Source organism: Pseudomonas entomophila, assembly GCF_029193575.1.
GTDB classification, from domain to species: Bacteria; Pseudomonadota; Gammaproteobacteria; order Pseudomonadales; family Pseudomonadaceae; genus Aquipseudomonas; species Aquipseudomonas entomophila_G.
Map to the genome: position 1 here is coordinate 95,115 of NZ_JARGCS010000036.1, position 24,945 is coordinate 120,059.

Consider the following 24,945-nt stretch of genomic DNA (forward strand, 5'->3'; position numbering starts at 1 on the left):
ATTCAATCGGCCTTATCAGCTTTCGTTCTGCCAGCGGCAGGGTTGCGACGCACCGGCGCGACATGCGCCGAGCCATTGTTCACAGCGATCAGCAGCGCCTGGCTCCAACGGCCCAGCAGGCTGAACAGATCGCCCGCGCCAACCTGGCGGTTGGCGGTTTTCAGCACGCGACCCAGGCAAGCGGCGTCGTCGCGGTCCTGGCCGGACGGCGACGCTTTGAGCAGGTCACGCAGGGATTCTTCAAACGGATCGTGCATGGGCACCTCGCGCAATGTCAGTCAAAGACGAGGGTGATGCACGACGGGTCACACCGGGAGCTGGGACGAGTGTTTCAAAATGCCTCGCACGCTCCCCCCAGGGGGTGGCTGTGCCGGCGCTATCGCGGGGCGAGCCCGCGCCTAAAAGGCACATGGTCAGACCCAACGCAGGCGGCGGAACAGCCACCATTGCCCGGCGGCCAGGCCCAGCACCAGCAGGCTGGCGAAGAGGAAACCGTAGGGGCTGTCGGAGCCAGGAATGCCGCCGACATTGATACCCAGCAGGCCGGTGACGAAGCTCATGGGCAGGAAGATGCAGGTAATGATGCCGAACCGGTACATGGTGCGGTTCATCCGCTCGCTACGGCGGCGGTCTTCGTTCTCCAGCAGCAGCGCGGCGCGTTCGCGGGTCAGTTCCAGCTCTTCGAGGTAGCGGATCAGGCTGTTGTTCAGCTCGTTCCAGTAGTCGGCGTCGGCATCCGCGAACCAGCTCCATTTGTGGCGCGACAGCTGGGCATAGATGTCGCGCTGCGGCGCGAGGAAACGCCGCAGGCCGGCGGCACGCCGGCGAATCTGCTGCAAGCTGCCCTGGGCCGGGGTATACCGCTCGTCGGATTCGACCTTCTCCTCCTCCAGGTCGACCACTTCCGAAAGGTCGCTGATCAATGCCTGGACCTTTTCGGTGAGCAACTCCCCCATCAACAGCAACAGCTCGGAGGCCGACTTCGGCCCCCTGCCCTCATCCAACTGCTGGAGGATCTCGTCACTGGCGCGCAATGGCCGCAGGCGCAGGGAAATGACCCGCTGCGCCTCGGCGAAGATACGCACCGAGACCATGTCCTCGGGCTCGGCGCCCGGGTTGAGGTTGACCCCGCGCAGGAACAGCAACAATTGCTCGCTGGCCATCGGCAGCAGGCGTGGGCGGGTGTTTTCCTCCAGCAGCAGCTCGCAGGCGAACGCGCTCAGGCCGCTGTCGCGCAGCAGCCAGGAGCGGGTCTGGGGATGGCTGCGATCCCAGTGCAGCCAGAGGCTCTCCTGGGGTTGCAGTTGCAGGTCGTCCAGTTCGGTGCGGGCAATCGAGCGTGCGCCACCCTTGCCATCGAGCACCAGGGCGTGGACCAGCCCCCACTGCGCGTTGTCTTCCTCGAACATCAAAGCTCCATCAGCGCGCAGCGCGTCACTCCGGCATTTTCAGCGGGCTTGGCGAAACGATCACGCCGTTGTTGTCGGCATACACGTATTCACCCGGGCGGAAGGTCACGCCAGCGAAGGTCACGGCCACGTTGAGGTCGCCGATGCCGCGCTTGTCGGTCTTCAGCGGGTGGCTGGCCAAGGCCTGCACGCCGACGTCAGTCTGCACCAGTACGTCCACGTCACGCACGCAGCCGTAGATCACCAGGCCTTCCCAACCGTTCTTGGCGGCTTTTTCGGCGAGCATGTCGCCGAGCAGCGCGCGGCGCAGCGAACCACCGCCGTCAACCACCAGCACCTTGCCCTTGCCGTCGAGCTCGACCTGCTCCTTGACCAGGGAGTTGTCCTCGAAGCACTTGATGGTGACGATCTGGCCACCGAAGGAGTCGCGGCCGCCGAAATTGCTGAACATCGGTTCGAGGACCTGCACCAGCTCCGGGTAGGCGTCGCACAGGTCGGGGGTTACGTAATGCTGCATGGGAAACTCCTGTCAGTCACAACGAAGGCGGGGTTGAGGGCAAGGCTACACCCTGGGGAGCATCGCAGTCATCTGGGACTGAGCAGTCACCTGTGATGGCCCTCTCGCGGGGCAAGCCCGCGCCTACGGCCCCCTCACCCGACCGCCACCCACTCGGCCATCACCTCGGCCCCTTGCACCGGCGCCAACGGATCCCGCAGCCAGCGTTCCACCACCGGCCACACCTGCGTTTGCGCAGCCTTGCTGACCAGCATGTCGACATGCCCGAAGGCGTCATAGCCCTCCTCACGCCCCAGGCGCAGGAACTGCTTGCGGCTGCCACCCAATTGCTCGTAGAGCTTGCGGCAGGCCCATACCGGGTCCTGGAAATCTCCAGCCCCGGCCACCGCCAGCACCGGTACGTCCACCTCGGCCAGCCCAGCCCACCAGTCGCGCTCCCTGACCCCGAAACGCCCGAACAAGCCATGCCAGCGCAGGCTCTCCAAGGCCAGGCCAATCGGCTCGTCTTCCGGCCCGCGCTTGAAGCGTGGGCCGGACAGCTGCGCGAAGCGCTTGAGCAGCAGCCGCGCGCCCCATTCCACCGGCGGCACCTTCAGCGGCCAGTACACCCGACTGACCTGGGTGCCGAAGAATGCCGCGCTGGCCACCTGCGCGACGTCCAAGTAGCCGCCGCCCAGCGCTGCGGCCAGGGTGGTGCCGCCCAGGGAATGGCCAAGCCAGTGCGGTGCGCGCCCGGCCTGCTCCTGAACGAATGCGGCGATCACTGGCAAGTCGTAGCGGGCATAGTCGGCCACGCGGTTCTGCCGCCACTGGCGGTTGCGCGGCGACAGGCCATGGCCGCGCATTTCCGGGATCCACACATCGAAACCGGCGCGCGCCAAGTAGGCCCCCAAGCCGACGCCCTTGGGCGAATACCAGAAGCGCCGGTTGGAAAAACTGCCATGCAGGAGGATCACCGGCACGCCCAGGGCGCCCGCCTGGTCGGCCGGGCCCAGGCGGGTCACGGCCAGCTCTACGCTGGCATCGGGGCTGTTGCCGGCCTTGATCCGGTATACGTCTTCACTGAGGTCACCGCGGCGCTCGGCACTGAGCAGGGCCACGGGAAAAAGGGTGCTGCTGCTTTGCATGGATTCACGAACGAACAGGGATACAAAAAAATGCAGGAGCGGGCTTGCCTCGCGATAGCGTCATGCCAGGCAACCAAGGTGGCCCGGCGGGCGCTATCGCGGGGCAAGCCCGCTCCTACAAGGTCCGATGCGGGGGCACGCCCCCGCGCTCAGCGCATCAGGCCGCGCCCTGGCCCTCGGCCAGGAAGAACCAGGTTTCGAGTACCGAGTCCGGGTTCAGCGACACACTCTCGATGCCTTGCTCCATCAGCCACTTGGCCAGGTCAGGGTGGTCCGACGGGCCTTGGCCGCAGATGCCGATGTACTTGCCGGCCTTGTTGCACGCCTGGATGGCGTTGGCCAGCAGCTTCTTGACCGCTGGGTTACGCTCGTCGAACAGGTGGGCGATGATCCCCGAGTCGCGGTCCAGGCCCAGGGTCAGCTGGGTCAGGTCGTTGGAGCCGATGGAGAAGCCATCGAAGTACTCGAGGAACTCGTCGGCCAGCAGGGCGTTGGACGGCAGTTCGCACATCATGATCACGCGCAGGCCGTTGTCGCCGCGGGCCAGGCCATTTTCGGCGAGCAGGTCGACGACCTGGCTGGCCTCGCCCAGGGTACGCACGAACGGCACCATGATCTCGACGTTGGTCAGGCCCATCTCGTTACGCACGCGCTTGAGGGCGCGGCATTCGAGCTCGAAGCAGTCGCGGAACGACTCGCTGATGTAGCGCGAGGCGCCGCGGAAGCCCAGCATCGGGTTCTCTTCTTCCGGCTCGTACAGCTTGCCGCCGATCAGGTTGGCGTACTCGTTGGACTTGAAGTCCGACAGCCGCACGATGACCTTTTTCGGGTAGAAGGCCGCAGCCAGGGTGCTGATGCCCTCGACCAGCTTCTCGACGTAGAAGCCGACGGGGTCGGCATAGCCGGCCACGCGCTTGTCGACGCTCTCTTTCAGGTCCGCCGGCAGGCCCGCGTAGTTGAGCAGCGCCTTGGGGTGCACGCCGATCATGCGGTTGATGATGAACTCCAGGCGCGCCAGGCCCACGCCGGCGTTCGGCAGTTGGGCGAAGTCGAAGGCGCGGTCGGGGTTGCCGACGTTCATCATGATCTTGAACGGCAGCTCGGGCATGGCATCGACCGAGTTCTGGCGCACGTCGAAGCCCAGCTCGCCCTCGAAGATGAAGCCGGTGTCGCCTTCGGCGCAGGAGACGGTCACGCCCTGGCCATCCTTGAGGATCTGGGTGGCGTTGCCGCAACCGACCACTGCCGGGATGCCCAGTTCACGGGCGATGATCGCCGCGTGGCAAGTACGCCCGCCGCGGTTGGTGACGATGGCGCTGGCGCGCTTCATCACGGGCTCCCAGTCCGGGTCGGTCATGTCGGAGACCAGCACGTCGCCCGGCTGCACCTTGTCCATCTCGGACACATCGTGGATCACGCGGACCTTGCCAGCGCCGATACGCTGGCCGATGGCGCGGCCTTCGACCAATACGGTGCCTTTTTCCTTCAGCAGGTAGCGCTCCATGACGTTGGCGCTGGCGCGGCTCTTCACGGTCTCAGGGCGCGCCTGGACGATGTACAGTTTGCCGTCGTCACCGTCCTTGGCCCATTCGATGTCCATCGGGCGCTGGTAGTGCTGCTCGATGATCATCGCCTGCTTGGCCAACTCGGCCACCTCGACGTCGGACAGGCAGAAACGCGCACGCTCGGCACGGTCGACCTCGACGGTCTTGACCGAACGACCGGCCTTGGCCTCGTCGCCGTAGACCATCTTGATCGCCTTGCTGCCCAGGTTGCGGCGCAGGATCGCCGGGCGGCCGGCCTGCAGGGTGTGCTTGTGCACGTAGAATTCGTCAGGGTTGACCGCACCCTGCACCACGGTCTCACCCAGGCCGTAGGCACCGGTGATGAACACCACGTCGCGGAAACCCGACTCGGTGTCGAGGGTGAACATCACGCCGGCCGTGCCGGTTTCCGAGCGGACCATGCGCTGCACGCCGGCGGACAGGGCGACCAGCTTGTGGTCGAAGCCCTGGTGCACGCGGTAGGCGATGGCGCGGTCGTTGAAGAGCGAGGCGAAGACTTCCTTGGCGGCGCGGATCACGTTGTCCACGCCACGGATGTTCAGGAAAGTCTCCTGCTGGCCGGCGAACGAGGCGTCGGGCAGGTCTTCGGCGGTGGCCGAGGAGCGCACGGCGACAGCCATGTTCGGGTTGCCCTGGGACATTGCGGCGAACGCGGTGCGGATTTCCGCATCCAGGCGCGCCGGGAAGTCGGCCTCCATGACCCACTGGCGGATCTGCGCGCCGGTCTTGGTCAGGGCGTTGATGTCATCCACGTCCAGCGCGTCGAGCGCGGCGTGGATGCGGTCGTTCAGGCCACTCTGTTCGAGAAAGTCGCGGTACGCCTGAGCCGTAGTGGCAAAGCCGCCTGGCACAGAGACGCCGGCGCCTGCGAGGTTACTGATCATCTCGCCCAGGGATGCGTTCTTGCCCCCCACATGCTCCACATCATGGACGCCGAGCTTATCGAGGGAAACTACGTACTCTACCAAGGTGATCTCTCCACTAACTGTATTGGAAAAGCTCAAGGGCGCCCGCCTGCCGGCTCTGCCGACTGGGCCGGACGCTTGTGGCCTGGACCTGGAAAATAAGTGAGAATGCCGAACGACCGCGTTCGGCAAACCGAACCTATCATATCCAGAAACATTCGGCAGCTTAAGGCCCAGGGTGCAAATGAAACGAACCGCGTTCTTCATCTCCGATGGTACCGGCATCACGGCGGAAACGCTGGGGCAAAGCCTGCTGGCTCAGTTCGATAGCATCCCCTTCAACAAATTCACCCGGCCGTACATCGACACCCTGGACAAGGCACGCACGATGGTCCAGCAAATCAACACTGCGGCCGAACGCGACGGGGTGCGCCCGATCATCTTCGACACCATCGTCAACCAAGACATCCGTGAGGTCCTGGCCACGTCCAATGGCTTCATGATCGACATCTTCTCGACGTTTTTATCCCCGCTCGAGCAGGAATTGACCGCCCATTCGTCGTATTCCGTGGGTAAATCCCATTCGATTGGCGGCAACTCCAACTACATGGAGCGCATCGAGGCGGTCAACTTCGCCCTGGACAACGACGATGGCGCACGCACCCACTACTACGACAAGGCCGACCTCATCCTGGTAGGCGTGTCACGTTGCGGCAAGACCCCGACCTGCCTGTACATGGCCATGCAATTCGGCATTCGCGCGGCCAACTACCCGCTGACCGAGGACGACATGGAGCGCCTGCAATTGCCAGCGGTGCTCAAGAAGCACCACAACAAGCTGTTTGGCCTGACCATCGACCCCGACCGCCTGACGGCCATCCGCCACGAGCGCAAGCCCAACAGCCGCTATTCGAGCTTTGCCCAGTGCGAGTTCGAGGTGCGCGAGGTGGAGAACCTGTTCCGCCGAGAGAACATTCCGAACATCAACTCCACGCATTTCTCGGTGGAGGAGATTTCCGCGAAGATCCTGGTGGAGAAAGGGGTGGAGCGGCGGTTCAAGTAACGCCTGCAGCGGCCCCCTCGCGGGGGAAGCCCGCGAGGGGGCCGCTACGGCTGAATGAAAAAGCCCCGCCAGTGCGAACTGGCGGGGCTTTTTCATTTCAGCTGGCTCAGGACGGAATCACCACCGACTGCCCGCTCAACGCCAGGTCGACCAGCTCGCGGTTGGCCACCGCGTACATCGCATAGTCAGTGCCCGTGGCATTGCGCAGGTCGTCGAGCATAGCGCGCCAGCGCTCGACCATCACTCGGTGCTGCTCGGCCCACAGCGCCACGCGAGCGTCCATGTCCTCCGGCGCGTCGGCCATCTGCAGCACGGAAATGGTGATCGCGCGCTGCTGCAGGTCGATATCGTCGCGGAACGCCTCGCGGGCCAGGGCCTGCCAGTTGTTCTCCACCGGCAGGTTGCTGATTTCCTGCAGGTACCAGGTCAGGTCCAGCGCACTGCCCACGGCGAAGAACGCCTTGGCCACCTGCGCCGGGTCGTGGCCGGTGACGTCCGAGGCCTCGATGATTGGCAGCAGCGTGTACAGGTGCGTGGTGCCGGCGACCATGCGTGCCAACAGCTCCGGCACGCCGGCCTCGACGAAGCCCTGGTAGCGTTGCTGCCAACGCTCGCGGGTCGGGCCTTCGAGCAACTCGTCGAGCTTCAACCCCAACTGGGCGATCTTAGGCCCGAAGTGCGCGCTGTCGCGCCCGGCATCCTGCTCGTTGCGACGGCTGCGCAGGAACCAGCGGGTGGCGCGGCGCCCCAGGCGCATCAGCTCGTCCATCAGGGTCAGCTGGATCTCGGCCGGGACCTGGTAGTCCAGGGCCTCGATCTGGCGGAACCAGTGCGGCAGGTGGAAGATGTCACGCACGATCACGTAGGCGCCGGCGACGTTGGCCGGGCTCATGCCGGTGGACTCCTTCAGGCGCTGCACGAAGGTGATGCCCATGTTGTTGACCAGGTCGTTGGCGATCTGGTTGCTGACGATCTCGCGCTTCAGGCGGTGGCGACGCATGGCCTCGGCGAACTTGCTGACCAGCGACGGCGGGAACGCCGTCTCCATGTCGCGGGTCAGGTAGTCGTCGTCCGGCACCAGCGACTTGAGCAGTTGCTCCTTGAGGTCGATCTTGCTGTAGGAGATCAGCACCGACAGTTCGGCGCGGGTCAGGCCCTGGCCTGCTGCCAGGCGCTCGGCCAGTTGCTCCTCGGTGGGCAGGAACTCGATGGCGCGATCGAGCTTGCCACGCGACTCAAGGTCGGCCATCAGGCGCTTGTATTCGGCGATCCGCTCGCGGGCGCGGCGGGCGGCCAGCGACAGGGCCTGGGTCTGCTTGTAGTTGTTGCCCAGCACCAGCGAGGCGACTTCATCGGTCATGCTGCCCAGCAACTGGTTGCGCTGCTTCTCGGTCATGTCGCCACCCTGCACCACTTCGTTGAGCAGGATCTTGATGTTGACCTCGTGGTCGGAGCAGTCCACGCCGCCGGCGTTGTCGATGAAGTCGGTGTTGGTGGCGCCGCCGTTCAGGCCGAACTCTACCCGGCCGAGCTGGGTCATGCCCAGGTTGCCGCCCTCGCCCACCACCTTGCAGCGCAGCTCGTTGCCATTCACGCGCAGGGCGTCGTTGGCCTTGTCGCCGACGTCGGCATGGCTTTCGCTGCTGGCCTTGACGTAGGTGCCGATGCCGCCGTTCCACAGCAGGTCCACCGGCGCCTGCAGCAGTGCGTGCAACAGCTCGGTCGGGGTCAGGCGGTCGGCTTCGATGGCGAAGCGTTCCTTCATCTGCGGGGTGATGGCGATGCTCTTGGCGCTGCGCGGGAAGATCCCGCCGCCTTCGGACATGATGCTGGCGTCGTAGTCGCTCCACGCCGAACGCGGCAGGTCGAACAGGCGCTGGCGCTCGGCGAAGCTGGTGGCCGGGTCCGGGTTCGGGTCGATGAAGATGTGCAGGTGGTTGAACGCCGCCACCAGCTTGAGCTTGTCGGACATCAGCAGGCCGTTGCCGAACACGTCGCCGGCCATGTCGCCAATGCCGACCACGGTGATCGGGTCTTCCTGCACGTTGATGCCGCGCTCGCGGAAGTGACGCTGCACGCCGACCCAGGCGCCACGCGCGGTGATGCCCATCTTCTTGTGGTCGTAGCCGGCCGAACCACCGGAGGCGAACGCATCGCCCAGCCAGAAGCCGTAGTCGATGGCGATGCCGTTGGCGATGTCGGAGAAGGTCGCGGTGCCTTTGTCCGCCGCCACCACCAGGTACGGGTCGTCGTCATCGTGACGCACCACGTTGGCCGGTGGCACCACGCCGCCGTCCTTGAGGTTGTCGGTGATGTCGAGCAAACCCGAGATGAAGATGCGGTAGCAGGCGATGCCCTCGGCGGCGATCTCGTCGCGGCTGCCGCCCAGCGGCAGGCGGCGCGGCAGGAAGCCGCCCTTGGCGCCGACCGGGACGATCACCGAGTTCTTCACCTGCTGCGCCTTGACCAGGCCCAGCACCTCGGTGCGGAAGTCTTCCTCGCGGTCCGACCAGCGCAGGCCGCCGCGGGCGACATTGCCGAAGCGCAGGTGCACGCCCTCGACCCGTGGCGAATAGACGAAGATCTCGAACTTCGGCACCGGCTTGGGCAGCTCGGGGATCAGTTTCGGGTTGAACTTGAAGCTGAAGTACGACTTGTTCTGCCCGTTCGCGTCCGGCTGGTAGAAGTTGGTGCGCAGGGTGGCCTTGATCAGGTCCAGGTAGCGACGCAGGATGCGGTCCTCGTTGAGCACCTGGACCTCGTCCAGGGCGCTGAGGATGGCTTGCTCCAGGCGCTGCTGCTTGTCGTCGAGGTCTTCCTGGGTGAGCTTGCGCGCCAGGTAGAAGCGGGTCTTGAACAACCGGGTCAGTTCGCGGGCGATGTCGGTGTGGTTGTTCAGGGTGCTGGCGATGTAGCCCAGGTCGAAGCCCAGGCGGATCTGCTTGAGGTAGCGCGCGTAGGCACGCAGCAGCGCCACGTCGCGCCACGGCAGGCCGGCGGTCAGCACCAGGCGGTTGAAGGCGTCGTTCTCGGCGTCGCCCTTGACGATGTGGATGAAGGCATCCTGCAGGGTGTCGTTGAGCTGCTGGATGTCCAGGCTCAGGCCTTCGCTGTAGGTGAAGGCGAAGTCGTGGATCCAGTACTCGCGGCCGTTGGCGTGGCGCAGGCGGTAGGGGAACTCGCCGAGCACGCGCAGGCCGAGGTTTTCCAGGATCGGCAGCACGTCCGACAGGGCCAGCGGGGTATCGGCGTGGTACAGCTTGCAATGCAGCTGGCGCTCACCCAGCTGGGTCAGCGGCTGGTAGAAGCTCATCGCCAGCGGCTTGCTTTCCGACAGTGCCAGCACATGCTGCATGTCGACCACCGCCGAGTGCGCGGCGAAGCGCTCGCGGTAACCGGCTGGGAAGCCCTTGGGGAAGTCGGCGAGGATGTTGGTGCCCTGGGCCTCGCCGAAGTTCTCCACCACCAGGGTGGAGTAGTCGTCCTGCCACGAGCGGCAGGCCTGGATCACTTCGTTTTCCAGCTGCTGCGGGTCGATGTCGATGCGGTTCTTCGGGTCGACCCGCAGAATCAGCTGCACGCGCGCCAGCACGGACTCGGAGAAGAAGGTCCAGAACTCGCAGTCGGTGGCCTTCAGACGCTCCATCAGCACCTGCTGGATCTTCTGGCGCACCTCGGTGGAGTAGATCTCGCGCGGCACGTAGGCCAGGCAGTAGCAGAAGCGGCCGTACGGGTCCTTGCGCAGGAACACGCGGATCTTGTTGCGCTCCTGGATCTGCACGATCGACATGGCGGTGCTGAACAGCTCGTCGATCGGGGTCTGGAACAGGTCGTCGCGCGGCAGCACTTCGAGCACCTGGGCCAGTTCCTTGCCCAGGTGGGCCTTCGGATCGAAGCCGGAGCGGCGCTCGACCTCGGCGACCTTGAGGCGGATGTAGGGGATGGCATGCACGCTTTCGCCATACACCGACGAGGTGTACAGGCCCATGAAGCGGTGTTCCTTGATGACCTTGCCGTCGGCGTCCAACTGGCGGATCGACACGTAGTCCGGGTAGGCCGGGCGGTGCACGCGGCTGGGCAGCGCGGCCTTGGCGAACGACAGCAGCAGCGGCTCGTTGAGGTACGCCACCGCGTAGTCCTCGATGCGCAGCTCCTCGGCGGTCAGGCCCACGCGCAGGCGGCGCGGCAGGCCGAGGAACGACTGCTCGTCGTAGACCATCTGGCCACCGTCGGCATCGGCCTGGACGGTGAACTCCTCATAGCCGAGGAAGGTGAAGTGGTTGTCCAGCAGCCACTCCAAGAACGCCGTGACCTCCGCCTTGTCGTGCTGCGACGGCGCGTACGGGGTCTGTTCGACCAGCGCCACGACCTCGCGCAGCTTGGCCTTCATCGGCTCGAAATCGGCGACGGTGACCCGCACCTCGGCCAGCACCTGCTCGATCTCCCGGGCCAGCACGTTCAGCTCGGCGGCATTGGCGCAGCGGTCGATCTCCAGGTACATCAGCGACTCATGGCGCACGCCTTCGCCCTGGGTGCCCTTGGGCAGCAGTTCGAGCAGCTCGCCCTTGGCGCCGCGACGCACGCTGAGCACGGTGGTTTGCAGGGTGTGAATGCTGTAGCCGCGACGGTTCAGTTCGGTGCGCACCGAGTCGACCAGGAACGGCAGGTCGTGGTGCAGCACTTCGACCACAGTGTGGGTCGACTGCCAGCCATTGCGCTCGTAGTCGGGGTTGTAGACGCGCACCTGCGGCTGCTCGGGGTCGAAGCGCTCGATGATGCGCCAGGCAGAGAGGGTGCAGCCGGCCAGGTCGGAGAGCCTGCGCTGGGTGAGTTCGTCCAGAGAGATGATGCCGAAGAACTGTTCGGCGAACAGCGTCACTTGTGGCAGGGACTGCTCGCTGATGTGCTGCGCCAGGGCCGCTTGCAGTTGATGCTGGAAGTCGGCTTTGCTGGCTGCGGTGAAGAACGCCATCTGTGGTACTCCGCTTGGGCTTTGTTATAGGTGAAGCGTCGCGTGCGTCCGCCGTCCAAGGGTCAACGATAGCCAACCCGTGGCGACAGGGCGGTAAAACCAGGCGTCGGACGTGATCGGCACGCCCAGCGTTCCAGGGATGGGCATCTGCAAAGACGACTGCCGGCGGCTGTGTCTTTACGGGTGTCCATCGACTGGGCAGCTTAACGACTGTGCGGCCATCGCGGCTTGCAGCGCTGCGACATATTCGGTCAATGATGGCGCTGAAGCGCCATTAGCAAGCTTCAAGCCAAAAGCTGCGAGGCAATCGAGTATTTCCACCACACCCCTTGACCTCCCAAAGCTCCAGGCTCGAAGCTTGCCGCTTCTTTCCCTGACCCGAGCCGCCCATGCAACTGAAAACCGCCCTGCTCTTCGCCACCCCTTGCGATGACGAGGAAGACAACATGGCGACCCTGTGCTGCCACAGCGACAAGGGCCAGATGTTCCTGCTCACCCGCTACCCGGACGAAGACACCGTCGACCTGACCCTGGACGACGAGCCCTCGACCCTAGACGGCCTGACCGTGACGCTGAGCGCCTCACGCCTGCTGATCGAAGTGGCGCCCGGCGACCGCGATGCGCTCAAGGGCGACGCGCAGCTGGAGATTCTCCTGACCACCGACGGCAGCGACCTGGACGAAGTGGCGCTGACGCTGCGCAACATCCTCGACGGCACCGGAACGTTCGTCAGCGAGCGCTGAACGGTTGGCGCCGGGAGATTTTTCCACCGCGCCATTGGTCGCCACGGGCCCGGATGGATTAAAGTATCAGCCCTCGCCCGGCACCGTTTCGCGCCCGCCCGGCCCATTTCCAGGAACCGCCTACGATGGAACACCGTGACGCGCTGATCGCGCTGCGCACTTTTCTCTCTTCCCAGATCCTCGGCCAGGAGAAACTGGTCGAACGCCTGCTGATCGTCCTGCTCGCCGATGGCCACATGCTGGTCGAGGGCGCGCCGGGCCTGGCCAAGACCAAGGCGATCAAGGAGCTGGCCGAGGGCATCGAGGCGCAGTTCCACCGTATCCAGTTCACCCCCGACCTGTTGCCGGCCGACATCACCGGCACCGAGATCTATCGCCCGGAAACCGGCAGCTTCGTGTTCCAGCAGGGGCCGATCTTCCACAACCTGGTACTGGCCGACGAAATCAACCGCGCGCCGGCCAAGGTGCAATCGGCGCTGCTCGAGGCCATGGCCGAGCGCCAGGTCAGCGTGGGCCGCAGCACCTACGAGCTGTCGCCGCTGTTCCTGGTCATGGCCACGCAGAACCCGATCGAGCAGGAAGGCACCTACCCGCTGCCCGAGGCCCAGCTCGACCGCTTCCTGATGCACGTGAAGATCGGCTTCCCCGACGCCGCCGTGGAGCGACGCATCCTCCAGCAGGCCCGTGGCGAGGCGCTGCATGGCGAGACCAAGCCCGAGCGCCAGGTCAGCCAGCAGGCGATCTTCGCCGCGCGCAAGGAAATCCTCGGCCTGTACATGGCCGATGCGGTGGAGGAATACCTGGTGCAACTGGTGATGGCCACCCGCACCCCGGCCAAGTTCGACGCCGAGCTGGCCGACTGGATCGCCTACGGCGCCAGCCCCCGTGGCTCGATCGCCCTGGACCGCTGCGCCCGGGCCCACGCCTGGTTGGCGGGGCGCGACTTCGTCAGCCCCGAGGACATCCAGGCGGTGCTGTTCGACGTGCTGCGCCACCGCATCATTCTCTCCTTCGAGGCGGAGGCGGCGGGGATCGACCAGGACCGTGTGGTCCAGCGCATCCTCGACGTCGTCGCCGTCGCCTGACCGCATGCCCACCGCGCCACTGGCCGAACCCGGCATCCGCATCGGCCTGGCCGAGCTGATCGACATGCGCCATCGCGTGCGCGAGATCCAGCTGTTCTCCCGGCCCGGCCAACGCAGCCCGCTGGTTGGCCTGCACCATTCCAAGCTGCGCGGGCGCGGCGTGGATTTCGACCAGGTGCGCGTGTACCAGGCCGGCGACGACGTGCGCAACATCGACTGGCGGGTCACCGCACGCACCCAGGAGCCGCACACCAAGCTGTTCCACGAAGAGCGCGAGCGGCCGATCTTCATCCTGGTCGAGCAGAGCCAGCGCCTGTTCTTCAGTTCCGGGCTGATGTTCAAGTCGGTGCTCGCCGCCCAGGCCGCCGCGCTGTTCGGCTGGGCCGCGCTGGGGCACAACGACCGCATCGGCGGCCTGGTGTTCGGCGACAACGAGCACCACGAAATCAAGCCGCGGCGCAGCAAGCAGAGCCTGCTGCAACTGCTCAACCGCCTGGCCAAGGTCAACCAGTCGCTGCACACCGAGGCCGTGCCGCAACCCGACAGCCTGGGCCTGGCCCTGCGCCGCGCCCGCGAGGTGCTGCGCCCAGGCAGCCTGGCGATCGTCATTTGCGATGAACGCGCCCTGGGGCCATCGGTCGAGCAGCACCTGGCGATGCTCTCGCGCCACTGCGACCTGCTGCTGATGCCGATCAGCGACCCGCTCGACCACGCCCTGCCCGCCGCCGGCCTGCTGCGCTTCGCCCAGCGCGGCGCGCAGCTGGAGCTCGACACCCTCGACGCCAACCTGCGCCAGCTCTACCACCAACAGGCCGAGGCGCGCATCGAGCGCTGGGAGCTGCTGGCGCAAAAGTTGCGCGTGCTGCTGATGCCACTGAGCACCCAGAGCGAAATGATCGAGCAACTGCGCGAGTACCTCAACCAGCGCCCGGGAAGCACCCCATGAACCCGCTGGACCAACTGCAACCGCTGATCGCCCCGCCGGCCATTGGCCTGTGGCCGCCGGCGCCGGGCTGGTGGGTGCTGCTCGCCCTGCTGCCGCTGCTCGGCTGGGGTCTTTGGCGACTGCGTCGCTGGCGCCCCGGCAAGCGTCGCGTGGTGCGCGCCGAGCAGCCGTTGGATTCGGTGCGCGTGGAGGCCCTGGCCGAGCTTGCCCGCCTGCCACGCCCCTACGACGGCGCCCCGGCCGGTGCCTGGCTGCAGCAGATCAACGCCCTGCTCAAGCGTCTGTGCCGCAGCCACTACCCCGGCGCCAACAGCCACACCCTCAATGGCCGCCAATGGCTGGCTTTCCTCGACAACCGCTGCCCGGCCGCGGGCCTCACGCGTTGGATGGTGCTGGTCGAAGGTGCCTACAAACCCGAGTGCAAGCTCGACGACAAGGCCATCGCCGGACTCGCCCAGGCGGTCGAAACCTGGATCCGCAAGCATGTTTGAACTGGCCTGGCCGTGGATCTTCCTGGTGCTGCCGCTGCCCTGGCTGATGCGCCTGCTGCTGCCGGCAGCCGACAGCGGCGAGCCGGTGCTCAAGGTGGGCTTCCTCAACGAACTCGAAGGCCTGGCCGGGCGTCGCGCGCGGCTGAACCTGCCGACCTGGCGCCAGCAAGCGCCGTTCGTGGTGATCTGGCTGCTCCTGCTGTTGGCCGCCGCGCGCCCGCAGTGGCTGGGCGAGCCGGTGCCGGTGGCGGCCAGCGGCCGCGACTTGCTGGTGGCGGTGGACGTGTCGGGCTCGATGGACTACCCCGACATGCAGTGGAACGGCGACGAACTCAGCCGCCTGGAACTGGTCAAGGCGCTGCTCGGCGACTTCCTCCAGGACCGCGAGGGTGACCGGGTGGGCTTGATCCTGTTCGGCAGCGAGGCCTACCTGCAGGCGCCACTGACCTTCGACCGGCGCACCGTGCGCACCTTCCTCGACGAAGCGCAAATAGGCATCGCCGGGCGCAACACGGCGATCGGCGACGCCATGGGCCTGGCGGTCAAGCGCCTGCGCCAGCGCCCGGCGCAGAGCCGGGTGCTGGTGCTGGTCACCGACGGCGCCAACAACGGCGGGCAGATCCACCCGCTGACCGCCGCGCGCCTGGCCGCCCAGGAAGGCGTGCGCATCTACACCATCGGCATCGGCGCCGACCCCGAGGCCAGCGGCACACCGGGCCTGCTCGGGCTGAACCCGAGCCTGGACCTGGACGAAGCCTCGCTCAAGGAAATCGCCGAGCTGACGCATGGCGCCTATTTCCGTGCCCATGACGGCGCGGAGTTGAACGCCATCGGCGACACCCTCGACCAGCTCGAACCGGTGGCCCAGCAGCCGACCCAGGCGCGCACCGCCAAGGCCCTGTACGCCTGGCCACTGGCCCTGGCGCTGTTGCTCAGCGTGCTGCTGGTGGTGGCCGTGCAGTGGCCGGACAACCTGCTGCAACGCCTGCTGCGCCGGCCACGCTTCCTGCAACCCCACCCGCAGTGGCGCGAGCGCCTCAAGCGTCTGCGCCTGAGGAGGCGGCGATGATCGACCTCTGGCCACAATGGCTGCGCCCGCTCTGGCTGCTGGTCTTACCGCTGCTGGGCTGGCTGCTGTACACGCTCTGGCACCGGCGCAAGCGCGCCGGGCGCTGGCAATTGATCCTGCCGCCGCAGTTCCACGCCGTGCTGCTCGGTGGCGGCAGCGGCAGCACCAGCAAGCTGCCCTGGGTCGCCCTGGGCCTGGCCTGGCTGCTGGTGGTGCTGGCCCTGCTCGGCCCCAGTTGGCAGCGCCTTGAAGAAACCCGTCAACGCCCGGCCGACCCGCTGGTGATCCTGCTCGAGCTGACCCCGCAGATGCTCGCCGAGGACAGCCCGCCCAACCGCCTGGAACAGGCGCGGCGCAAGGTCCTAGACCTGCTCGAACAGCGCCGCGACAGCCAGACCGCACTGGTGGTCTACGCGGGCAGCGCACACACCCTGGTGCCGCTGTCGGACGACCTGGGAACCACGCGCAACCTGCTCGAGGCACTCGACCCGTCGATCATGCCGCAGCCTGGCCAGCGTGCCGACCTGGCCGTGCAGAAAGGCCTGGCCCTGCTGGCACAGAGCGGCTTGGGCCAGGGCCGCCTGCTGCTGATCGGCTCGTCGCTGAGCCCCCAGGAGCAGCAAGGCATCACCCAGGCCATGGGCCGCCAGGGCCCGCCGCTGCTGATGCTCGGCATCGGCAGTGCCGACGGCGCGCCCGTGCGCCAGGCCAACGGCGAATTCCTCAAGGACGCCCAGGGCGGCATCCTCGTGCCACGTCTGGACAGCCCCGGGCTCAAGCGCTTCGTCGCCGAGACCGGCGGGCGCTATCGCCACGCGCGCATCGACGACCTCGACCTGCGCGGCCTGGGCCTGTTCGACAACCCGCGACTCCTGCGCAACGACGGCCAGACCCTGCAACTGGACAGCTGGGCCGACCAGGGCTACTGGTTGCTGCTGCCCCTGCTGCTATTGGCCGCCTGCGCCGGGCGCCGGGGTTGGCTGTTCTGCCTGCCGCTGCTGCTGGCCCTGCCGCAACCGAGCCAGGCCTTCGAATTCCAGGACCTATGGCGCCGCCCCGACCAGCAAGGCCAACACCTGTTACAACGCCAGCACCCGGCCGAAGCGGCCAAGCGCTTCGAAGACCCACAGTGGCGCGGCTTGGCGCTGTACCAGGCCGGCGACTACGAAGGCGCCGCCCAGGCGTTCGCCCAGGGCAACGACGCCGCGGCGCACTACAATCGTGGCAATGCCCTGGCCCGCGCTGGCGAATTGGACGCCGCGCTGGACGCCTATGAGCAAGCGCTGGAGCGCCAGCCCGACCTGCAAGCGGCGTTGCAGAACCAGGCGCTGGTCCAGCAGTTGCTGCAGGAGCGCCAGGGCCAGGCCGAGGCGCAAGCGGCCGCCGACCAGGCCCAGGGCACGCCCGGCAATGACAACGACGGCAACAGCAGCTCGGCCAACAGCCCGGTGCAAGGCTCGCCCGGCAACGAGGACCCGGCCCAGGCCCAGCCTTCCGGCGAGCACACCGGCAACGACCAGGCCCAGGCCAGCAACCAACCCGGCAACGACGACGGCGTCACCCAGCCGCCACAGCGACCGGTCTCCACCGGCCTCGACGCCGAACAGCGCCAGGCCCTGGAGCAATGGTTGCGGGAGATTCCCGACAACCCCGCGCAGCTGCTGCGGCGCAAATTCTGGTATGAACAGCAATTGCATCAGGAAACCCCACGATGAGTCGCCTCGGCGTCTTTCTCCTGAGCCTTCTCTGGCTCACCCAGGCCCTGGCCCAGCCAGCGCTGCAAGCCAGCGTCGACCGCACCCGCGTGGAGGCCGGCGAAACCCTGGAGCTGACCCTGGAAAGCCAGGACGTCACCCAGTTCGGCAAGCCCGACCTGCGCGCCCTCGACGAAGACTTCGAAGTGCGCGGCACACGCCAGCTCAACAGCCTGCACAGCCTCGACGGCGAAACCCGCGCCAGCACCCGCTGGATCATCACCCTGCTGCCCCGGCGCAGCGGCAGCCTGCGCATCCCCGAACTGCAACTGGGCCAGTCGCGCAGCCAGGCCATCGATCTGCAGGTGCTGCAGGCCGACGCCAGCCGCCCGGACATCGCCTCCCAGGTGTTCATCGAAGCCACCCTCGACAGCAGCGCAGTCTACGTGCAGGCCCAGGCCGTGCTGACCCTGCGCATCTACCATTCGGTGTCGCTGTACGACGACAGCAGCCTGAGCCCCTTGCAGTTGGAAAACGCCAAGGTCGAGCCACTGGGCGAGTCGCGCACCTACGAGAAGGAAATCAACGGCGTGCGCCACGGGGTGATCGAGACCCGCTACGCCGTCTACCCGCAACAGAGCGGTGAGCTGACGATCCCGCCGCTGACCTTCACCGCCACCGCCGCCGACAGCAGCGACCCCTCCGCCGCCGGCACCCGCAACGGCCGCCAGGTGCAAGTCAGCTCGCTGCCCCTGCGCCTCGAGGTACGTGCCATTCCCGCCGCCTGGCCACCCAACCTGCCCTGGCTACCGGCACGCAGCCTGAGCCTGGAGGAGCGTTGGAACCCCGACCCCGCCAAACAGCCAACCCAGATCGGCGACTCGCTGACCCGCAGCGTCACGCTGCGCGCCGACGGCCTGTCGAGCACCCAACTGCCGCCGCTGCCGGCCACCGAGGCGCATGGCCTGCGCCGCTACCCCGACCAGCCGCTGCTGCGCAACGAGATCAACGAACGCGGCATGACCGCCACCCGCGAGGAGCGCGAAGCGCTGGTGCCGACCCACAGCGGCAACCTGGTGCTACCGACGCTGGAAATCACCTGGTGGAACACCCGCGAGGACCACCTGGAACACAGCAGCCTGCCCGCGCGCAGCCTGAGCGTGGAAGACAACCCGGCGCTGAGCGCCGAGGCGCCGGTGGGCGACAACCGCGTCCGCCCAGGGCTGCTCTGGCCCTGGCAACTGGCGACCCTGGTGCTGGCGCTGACCACCCTGCTGGGGTTCACCCTATGGTGGCGGGCGCGCTCGCAGCCGGCAGTGGCGCGCGCCGCGCAAACCGGGCCGAGCCCGCGCACGCTGCTGGATGACCTCAAACGCACCTGCCTGGCCAACGACCCCCAGGCCACGCGCCAAGCGCTCGATGCCTGGGCGCGTCAGCAGCCGGAAACCCTGGCCGAGATGGCGGCGCGCTTCGTGCCGTTGTCCAATGCGCTGGACGGGCTCAATGGCGCCTTGTACAGCGAGAGCGGGCAGTTCTGGCAAGGGGATGAGCTGTGGCGGGCGATCGGGGCGATTCCAAGTGCCGGGCAGGTGCTGCTGCCTTCGGGCGAAAGCGGCAGCTTGCCGCCGCTCTATCCCAAGTAGGTCCGCCGGTAGATTTTCTGCACGCTCAAGATCGAGCACCGCGCGGGCGGCGCTCGATTTGCGCGGTACCATGAGCCTCAAGCGCACACCACGCGCGCACCTCGCAGCCAGCGTTGATCCCCCCACCCACAAACCCACTTGGGTTAACATACCGCCCTCGCTCCACGGCCACCCACGGCCCCTTTCCCGCTTCCATCCAACGGATCCTCCATGCGTCTGTTCCACACCTCAGACTGGCACCTGGGCCAAAGCCTGCACGGCCAGGAACGCGACTTCGAACACGCCTGCTTCCTCGACTGGCTGCTCGGCCAACTGCGCCTGCGCCAACCCGACGCGCTGCTGATCGCCGGCGACATCTTCGACACGGTCAACCCGCCGGTCAAAGCCCAGGAGCGGCTCTACGACTTCATCGTCCAGGCCCACGAGCAACAGCCGAAGCTGGACATCGTGATGATCGCCGGCAACCACGACTCGGGCTCGCGCATCGAGCTGCCCGCCGCGCTGATGCGCCGCCTGCGCACCCATGCGCTGGGGCGCGTGCACTGGCTAGACGAGGGCCAGCTGGACGCAGAACGCCTGTTGATCCCACTGACCAACGCCCGCGGCAAGGTCTGCGCCTGGTGCCTGGCCCTGCCCTTCCTGCGCCCGGCAGAGGTCACCGGCCCGCAACTGGGCGACGACTACCTGCAAGGCATTACCCAGGTGCACCAGCAACTGATCGCCGCCGCCCTGGCCAAGCGCAAGAAGGACCAGGCGCTGGTCGCCATCAGCCACGCGCACATGGCCGGTGGCGCGGTGTCGGAAGACTCCGAGCGCAGCCTGATCATCGGCAACGCCGAAGCACTGCCAGCGCGGCTGTTCGACAAGGCCATCAGCTACGTCGCCCTGGGTCACCTGCATAAGCCGCAGAAGGTCAACCGCGAGGAACGCATCCGCTACAGCGGCTCGCCGATCCCGTTGTCGTTCGCCGAGATCGGCTACCCGCACCAGGTGCTGGAGGTGGAGCTGGACGGCGCCGAGCTGGTCAGCATCGAGCCGCGCCTGGTGCCGCGCGCCGTGGCCCTGCAACGTGTTGGCCCGGCGCCGCTGGCCGAACTGCTGACGCAACTGGCCGAGCTGCCGGTGGTCGACCTGCTCGAAGACCCCAATCGCCAGCCCTGGCTGGAAGTGCGCGTGCGCCTGGACGAGCCGCAGCCCGACCTGCGCCAGCAGATCGAGGCAGCATTGCACGGCAAGGCCGTGCGCCTGGTGCGCATCAGCGCCGAGTACGCCGGGCGTGACGCGCAGGATGACGACGCCCTGGAATTCGTCGAACTGAGCCAGATGACCCCGCAGGACCTGTTCAGCCGCGCCTGGGAGCAGGCCTACGGCAACCCCGCCGACGAACAGGCCCTGGCCGACTTCGCCCTGCTGCTGCAGGACGTGCAACTGGAGGAGGAGCAGCCATGAAGATCCTGGCCATCCGCCTGAAGAACCTGGCCTCGCTCGCAGGCCCCGTGGACATCGACTTCACCGCCGAACCCCTGGCCAGCGCCGGCCTGTTCGCCATCACCGGGCCCACCGGCGCCGGCAAGAGCACCTTGCTCGACGCCCTGTGCCTGGCGCTGTTCGGCACCGTGCCGCGGCTCAACGACATCGGCCGCGAAGCCAAGGTGCCCGACGCCGACGGCGAAATCCCCACCTCCGACCCGCGCAACCTGCTGCGCCGCGGCACCGGCAGCGGCTTTGCCGAGGTCGATTTCGTCGGCATCGACGGCAAGCGCTACCGCGCTCGTTGGGAAGCCAACCGCGCCCGCGACAAGGCCAACGGCAAGCTGCAATTCAGCCGCCAGAGCTTCTACGACCTGGACAGCGAACAGCTGCTGGCCAGCGGCAAGAGCGACTACAAGCAATTGGTCGAGGCGCGCCTGGGGCTGAACTTCGAGCAGTTCACCCGCGCGGTGATGCTGGCCCAGAGCGAGTTCGGCGCCTTCCTCAAGGCCGACGACAAAGAGCGCAGCGAGCTGCTGGAAAAACTCACCAACACGGCGATCTATACCCGCCTGGGCCAGCGCGCCTTCGGCAAGGCCCGGGAAGCCGGCGAGGCCCACAACGACCTCAAGAAGCAGGCCGAACACCTGCTGCCGATGGCCGCCGAGGCCCGCGCCGCGCTCGACCTGCAACTGGAAGAGGCGCAGCAGCACTTCAAGGCCGACCAAGCCCGCGAGCGCCAGTTCGAGCAGCAACGCGCCTGGCTGAACGAACAGCGCCAGTTGCAGGCGCAACACCAAGAGGCCAGCGCAGCGCTGACAAACGCCGAGCACGACTGGCAGCAACTGGCCGAGCAGCGCCTGGACCTGCAACGCCTGGAGCGCCTGGCGCCGCAGCGTCACCAGTTCCAACGCCAGCAGGACCTGACCACGCAACTGGCCCCGCTGGCCACCGAGCTGGCCGAACAGCAGCGCCAGCAAACCGACTTGCAAGGCCGTACCGGGCAATTGGAACAGGCACTGGGCGACGCACGACAAGCCTTGGAGCAGGCCCAGGCCAACCAGAGCGAAAACGCCCCACGGTTGCGCCAGGCCTTCGCCGAGCAGCACACCCTGGCGCGGCTGGAGCAAGAACTGGGCAAGCTGCGCGAAACCGCCGGGCAGGCTGAGCAGTCCACCCGCGAACTGCATGAGCACGTGCAGCTGCTCGACGAACAGCAACAGCGCAGCCAGCAGCAGTTGGCGCAGATCGACACCGCGCTGGCCGGCAGCGCCGCGCTGGCCGCCTTCGACCACGCCTGGCCGGCTTACCGCAGCCAGCTACAGCAGGTGTTGCAGGTGGCCAGCCGGCTGGCCAAGGGCAAGGAGGAACTACCTGGCCTGCAAGCCCAGGCCAGCCAGGCCAACACGCAGTTGCAGGAGCAGCGCGACGCCTTGGACGTGCTGTTCCGCGAGGCCGCCGCCGAACCCCAGGCCCTGGCCGAGCAACTCGGCCTGCTGGGCGGCATGCTCCAGGACAACCGTAAGCAACAACGCGCAGTGGAAGAGCTGTCGCGCCTGTACACCCGCGAGCAGGAGCTGCAACAGGGCATCAGTGCCCTGCGCGAGCGCCAGCAACAGGCCCTGAAGGAACGCCAGCAGCTGATCGGCGAAGGCACGGCGGCAAAGGCCGAACTGGAAGCTGCCGAGCAGGCCCTGACGCTGACCCGGCAACTGCTGGAGCGCCAGCGCCTGGCCCGCAGCGCCAGCGTCGAGGAGCTGCGCGCGCAACTGCGCGAGGGCGAGCCCTGCCCGGTGTGCGGCAGCGCCGAGCACCCCTTCCACCAGCCCGAGGCGCTGCTGCACAGCCTCGGCCAGCACGACCAGGCCGAGGAAGCCGGCGCCGTGGCGCGGGTGGAACACCTCAGCACGCGCCTGATCGAGCTGCGTACACAGGTCGGCGTGGTCAATGCCCAGGTCAAGGATTACCAGCACCAGCAGGCGCAGTTGGCCGAGCAGTTGCAGCCACTGGCCGGCCAGCTCGCTGCCCATGCGCTGTGGCCGGCGCTCGAAGCCCACGACGACAAGGCCCGGGGTGCCTGGCTGGACGGCCAACTGCGCCGCCTGGAGCAGGAAATCGCCCGTGACGAGCAACGTCAGTCGACCCTGCTGACCCTGCAACAGGATGCCGCCCGCCTGACCCAGCAGGTGCAAGCCGCCAGCGATGCCCAGCAGCAGGCGCAGCGCCGCCTGGAACAGCAGCACCAGGCGCTGGCCGCGGACGACGAGCGCCTGGAGCAGGCCCTCGCCGACTTCGCCAGCTTGCTGCCAGCCGACCTCCTCCAAGCCCTGCGCGACGAGCCGGCGCATGCCTTCCTGGCACTCGACCAGCAGGTCACCCAGCGCTTGCAGCAGCTCGACCAGCAAAAGGAAGAACAGCAGGAACTGCAGCAGCGCCAGCAACAACTGGAGCGCCTGCACGACCAGCAGCAGGCCCGCGTGCAGCGCCAGCAAGAACTGCAACAGCAGCTCGACGGCCAGGCCGCGCAGATGGACACCACCCGCGCCGCGCTCACCGACCTGCTGGGCGAGCACCCGTGCGCGGAAGATTGGCAGCAGCACCTGGAGCAACAGGTCGAACAGGCCCGCGCCGCCGAAGCCAATACCGCGAGCCAATTGCAGGAAGCCCGCACCCAAGGCGTGCAACTGGCCGGCGAACTCAAGGCCAACACCGTGCGCCAACAGGCGCTGGAGCAGGAACACCAGCAGTTGCAGGGCCAGATCGCCCAATGGCGCGCCGAGCACCCGGAGCTGGACGACAGCGGCCTCGATCGCCTGTTGGCCATGGACGACGCCCAGGTCGGTGAGCTGCGCCAGCGCCTGCAAGGCGCGGAAAAAGCCATTGAGCAAGGCCGTGTGCTACTCCAAGAGCGTGAACAGCGTCTGCATGCACACACGGCCCAGGCCAATGGCGAGCTATCCGCCGAGGATCTGGAGCAAGCCCTCGCCGCGTTGCGCGAGCAACTGCTGGCCCATGAACAGCGCTGCGCAGAGCTGCGCGCCCAGCAAGCCGACGACCAGCGACGCCAGCAGGCCTACCAGGCGCTGGCCGAAGCCATCGCCCAGGCTCACGGCGAGTGGCAGCGTTGGGCACGGTTGAACGCGCTGATCGGCTCGGCCTCGGGGGACGTGTTCCGCAAGATCGCCCAAGGCTACAACCTCGACCTGCTGTTGCACCACGCCAACGGCCAGTTGCGCCAGCTGGCCCGACGCTACCGACTCAAGCGTGGCGGCAGCGCCCTCGGCCTGCTGGTGCTGGACACCGAGATGGGCGACGAGCTGCGTTCGGTGCACTCGCTGTCGGGCGGCGAGACCTTCCTGGTGTCGCTGGCCTTGGCCCTGGGGTTGGCCTCGATGGCCTCGAGCACCCTGCGCATCGAGTCGCTGTTCATCGACGAAGGCTTCGGCAGCCTCGACCCGGAATCCCTGCAACTGGCCATGGACGCGCTGGACGGCTTGCAGGCGCAAGGCCGCAAGGTCGCGGTGATCTCCCACGTGCAGGAGATGCACGAGCGGATTCCGGTGCAGATCCAGGTGCGGCGCCAGGGCAATGGCCTGAGCGAGGTGGAGGTCTGCGGGTGATCCTGTATTCGTTCCGCCGCTGCCCCTGGGCCATGCGTGCGCGCCTGGCATTGCGCTATGCCGGGTGCGAGGTGCAGGTGTGCGAGGTGAAGATGAAGGACAAGCCTGCCGAGCTGCTGGCACTGTCGCCCAAGGGCACGGTGCCGGTGCTCGATACCGGCGAGGAGGTGCTGGAGGAAAGCCTGGACATCATGCGCTGGGCGCTAGAACGCAACGACCCGCAGGACTGGCGCCTGCACGCTGACCCGGCGGCCGCGCAACGGGCCGAAGCGTTGATCGCGCGTAATGACCGGGACTTCAAGGCGCAGGTGAACCTTTACAAGTACGCCGAACGCCACCCTGAACATTCTCGGCAGCATTACCGCTCTCAGGCCGCGCCCTGGCTGGCGGAACTGGAAGGTTTGCTCGAAGACAGGCCCTACCTGCTCGCCGACCATCCAAGCCTGGCCGATGCCGCGCTATTGCCACTGCTGCGCCAGTTTGCCGGGGTCGAACCGCAGTGGTTCGCCGAGGCCGCTTATCCGCGGGTGCGGAGCTGGTTGCAAGGGTGGTTGTCGTCGGACCTGTTCAACGCGGTGATGGCTCGCTGAACCCTCAGAGGCATGCACGACCCTTGTAGGAGCGGG

The 24,945-nt window shown here is 67.1% G+C and carries 17 protein-coding genes; 11 read left to right on the top strand and 6 right to left on the bottom strand.

From position 1 onward, the window contains the following. Positions 1-2 precede the first annotated feature (2 nt). The 5 genes from P0Y43_RS17440 to ppsA all read right to left on the bottom strand — a co-directional run bounded on the left by P0Y43_RS17440 (position 3) and on the right by ppsA (position 5,586). Positions 3-257 carry a CrfX protein gene (locus tag P0Y43_RS17440; protein WP_275638516.1) on the bottom strand — a complete coding sequence of 85 codons (255 nt, stop codon included), beginning with the start codon at positions 255-257 and terminating at the stop codon, positions 3-5. A gap of 156 nt (positions 258-413) precedes the next feature. Continuing rightward, complete coding sequence (locus tag P0Y43_RS17445) at positions 414-1,409, bottom strand: zinc transporter ZntB (protein WP_275638518.1); 996 nt, start codon at positions 1,407-1,409, stop codon at positions 414-416. A 25-nt stretch (positions 1,410-1,434) separates the two neighbouring features. Further along, positions 1,435-1,926: a ribonuclease E activity regulator RraA gene (rraA, locus tag P0Y43_RS17450; protein WP_275638519.1), complete on the bottom strand. Its 492-nt coding sequence runs from the start codon at positions 1,924-1,926 to the stop codon at positions 1,435-1,437. 134 nt (positions 1,927-2,060) lie between these two features. Next, a complete protein-coding gene (locus P0Y43_RS17455) occupies positions 2,061-3,053 on the bottom strand; it encodes an alpha/beta fold hydrolase (protein WP_275638520.1) in 993 nt (330 codons plus the stop codon). Between the two features lie 157 nt (positions 3,054-3,210). Then, complete coding sequence (gene ppsA / locus P0Y43_RS17460) at positions 3,211-5,586, bottom strand: phosphoenolpyruvate synthase (RefSeq protein WP_275638521.1); 2,376 nt, start codon at positions 5,584-5,586, stop codon at positions 3,211-3,213. Between the two features lie 181 nt (positions 5,587-5,767). On the opposite strand from ppsA, the gene ppsR reads away from it, so the two are divergent. Beyond that, complete coding sequence (gene ppsR / locus P0Y43_RS17465) at positions 5,768-6,586, top strand: posphoenolpyruvate synthetase regulatory kinase/phosphorylase PpsR (RefSeq protein ID WP_275638522.1); 819 nt, start codon at positions 5,768-5,770, stop codon at positions 6,584-6,586. Between the two features lie 106 nt (positions 6,587-6,692). Here ppsR and P0Y43_RS17470 read toward each other — a convergent pair whose 3' ends face one another. Then, positions 6,693-11,558, bottom strand: a complete 4,866-nt coding sequence (locus P0Y43_RS17470; protein ID WP_275638523.1) for an NAD-glutamate dehydrogenase — start codon at positions 11,556-11,558, stop codon at positions 6,693-6,695. Between the two features lie 389 nt (positions 11,559-11,947). On the opposite strand from P0Y43_RS17470, the gene P0Y43_RS17475 reads away from it, so the two are divergent. The 10 genes from P0Y43_RS17475 to P0Y43_RS17520 all read left to right on the top strand — a co-directional run bounded on the left by P0Y43_RS17475 (position 11,948) and on the right by P0Y43_RS17520 (position 24,909). After that, a complete protein-coding gene (locus P0Y43_RS17475) occupies positions 11,948-12,301 on the top strand; it encodes a hypothetical protein (RefSeq protein WP_275638524.1) in 354 nt (117 codons plus the stop codon). A 125-nt stretch (positions 12,302-12,426) separates the two neighbouring features. Beyond that, positions 12,427-13,386 carry an AAA family ATPase gene (locus P0Y43_RS17480; protein ID WP_275638525.1) on the top strand — a complete coding sequence of 320 codons (960 nt, stop codon included), beginning with the start codon at positions 12,427-12,429 and terminating at the stop codon, positions 13,384-13,386. A gap of 4 nt (positions 13,387-13,390) precedes the next feature. Next, positions 13,391-14,332, top strand: a complete 942-nt coding sequence (locus tag P0Y43_RS17485; protein ID WP_275638526.1) for a DUF58 domain-containing protein — start codon at positions 13,391-13,393, stop codon at positions 14,330-14,332. Beyond that, complete coding sequence (locus tag P0Y43_RS17490) at positions 14,329-14,823, top strand: DUF4381 domain-containing protein (protein WP_275638527.1); 495 nt, start codon at positions 14,329-14,331, stop codon at positions 14,821-14,823. Before P0Y43_RS17485 ends, P0Y43_RS17490 begins: the two co-directional genes overlap by 4 nt. Continuing rightward, a complete protein-coding gene (locus tag P0Y43_RS17495) occupies positions 14,816-15,892 on the top strand; it encodes a vWA domain-containing protein (RefSeq protein ID WP_275638528.1) in 1,077 nt (358 codons plus the stop codon). Before P0Y43_RS17490 ends, P0Y43_RS17495 begins: the two co-directional genes overlap by 8 nt. Then, positions 15,889-17,607 (top strand): VWA domain-containing protein, encoded by a 1,719-nt coding sequence (locus tag P0Y43_RS17500; RefSeq protein ID WP_275638529.1) that lies wholly within the window; start codon positions 15,889-15,891, stop codon positions 17,605-17,607. The genes P0Y43_RS17495 and P0Y43_RS17500 overlap by 4 nt, the downstream gene beginning before the upstream one ends. Then, positions 17,604-19,229: a BatD family protein gene (locus P0Y43_RS17505; protein ID WP_275638530.1), complete on the top strand. Its 1,626-nt coding sequence runs from the start codon at positions 17,604-17,606 to the stop codon at positions 19,227-19,229. Before P0Y43_RS17500 ends, P0Y43_RS17505 begins: the two co-directional genes overlap by 4 nt. Positions 19,230-19,439: 210 nt before the next feature. Beyond that, positions 19,440-20,678, top strand: coding sequence for an exonuclease SbcCD subunit D C-terminal domain-containing protein (locus P0Y43_RS17510; RefSeq protein ID WP_275638531.1), 1,239 nt, complete (start codon positions 19,440-19,442; stop codon positions 20,676-20,678). Continuing rightward, on the top strand, positions 20,675-24,319 hold the full coding sequence (locus P0Y43_RS17515) for an AAA family ATPase (RefSeq protein WP_275638532.1): 3,645 nt from the start codon (positions 20,675-20,677) through the stop codon (positions 24,317-24,319). Before P0Y43_RS17510 ends, P0Y43_RS17515 begins: the two co-directional genes overlap by 4 nt. Beyond that, complete coding sequence (locus P0Y43_RS17520) at positions 24,316-24,909, top strand: glutathione S-transferase N-terminal domain-containing protein (protein ID WP_275638533.1); 594 nt, start codon at positions 24,316-24,318, stop codon at positions 24,907-24,909. Before P0Y43_RS17515 ends, P0Y43_RS17520 begins: the two co-directional genes overlap by 4 nt. Positions 24,910-24,945 lie beyond the last annotated feature (36 nt).